Source organism: Vibrio sp. 10N.261.52.A1 (genome assembly GCF_002876325.1).
Lineage (GTDB): Bacteria > Pseudomonadota > Gammaproteobacteria > Enterobacterales > Vibrionaceae > Vibrio > Vibrio chagasii.
Window position 1 is genome coordinate 1 of the sequence record NZ_MCYD01001354.1, and the last position, 1,343, is coordinate 1,343.

Sequence of the window (1,343 nt, forward strand, 5' to 3'; positions counted from 1 at the left end):
TTATTAGTGAAAATCATTTCTTATTAAGTATCCCAATGTCTGAACCAGAAGAAACGAGCTCGAACCTTTCGGAAACCTTGTTTGTAAAGCACAAGCAAGCCAAAGAGACCTCAATGCTGACACAATACATGCCAAGCTCGGAAGCGTTATTAGATGAGAAGCGTGAACAGCAAAACTCATCATGGTACCGAAACCTAAGACGTCTTCAGTGGGTATGGCAAGGCGTGAACCCTATTGAGCAAGAAGCCGTACTGGCTCGAATCGCGTCGTCAGACAACTCTCGTACTACCGATGAGTGGCTAGATACCGTGATGGGATACCGCAGTGGTAACTGGGCCTATGAGTGGACCAAGTTGGGCATGTTGCATCAGAACCGTTCCAACGACAAAAGCGGCGAAGAGGTGGCTGAAGAGCTGTTCTCGGCGTCTTTATGTTTCAGCATTGCAGGTTATCCGCACCTAAAGAATGATAACTTGGCGGCTCAGGCCCAAGTGTTAGCGAACGCAGCCTATTCTGAAGCGATTAAGCATACCAAGCTGATTGTTAAGCAGATTGAGGTGCCGTATCAGAACAAGAAAATCAAAGCCAACCTACACCTAGCGAAAACCGACAAACCGCAACCAGTTGTGATCGTGAGTGCAGGTTTGGATAGCTTGCAAACGGACATGTGGCGTTTGTTTAGAGATTATCTGGCGCCAAAGAACATTGCGATGCTTACCGTCGATATGCCATCGATAGGTCACAGCTCTCATTGGCCGTTAACCGAAGACTCTTCGTGCCTGCACCAAGCGGTATTGAACGAGCTGCCAAATATCCCATGGGTTGATCATCATAAAGTGGGCTTGTTTGGTTTCCGTTTCGGCGGAAATGCGATGGTGAGGCTGTCGTTTATCGAGCAACAGAAGATCAAAGCGTGTATCTCTCTTGGTGCGCCAATTCACGATATTTTTGTGCATGCCGATAAACTAAAGCAGATGCCGAAGATGCATTTAGATGTACTGGCTTCTCGTTTAGGTAAAGGTGCTGTTGATATCAATAGTCTTTCTGGTCAGTTGATGGCGTGGTCTTTGAAGGTGCAAGGTCTGTTGGCGAACAGTAAAACCAGCGTTCCTATCTTAGCGTTAGCCTTAGAAGGTGATCCTGTGTCACCGCCAATGGATAATCAACTGGTTGCTATTTACAGTGATTACGGCAAGGCAAAGAAAATCAAATCGAAATCAATTACACAAGGTTATGAGCAATCCCTCGAATTAGCGATAAAGTGGCTTGAGGATGAATTATTTAGATGACATTTCTCCTAAATTAGTTAAGCATGAAAAGTGTACAGATTAAGTACCTGATAC

1 protein-coding gene is annotated in these 1,343 nt (G+C 45.3%); it reads left to right on the plus strand.

Annotation, left to right across the window (positions count from 1 at the left end; genetic code table 11):
* The first annotated feature begins 35 nt into the window (after nucleotides 1-35).
* Nucleotides 36-1,289: an esterase FrsA gene (frsA, locus tag BCT81_RS27695; protein ID WP_008218656.1), complete on the plus strand. Its 1,254-nt coding sequence runs from the start codon at nucleotides 36-38 to the stop codon at nucleotides 1,287-1,289.
* The last annotated feature ends 54 nt before the right edge of the window (nucleotides 1,290-1,343 follow it).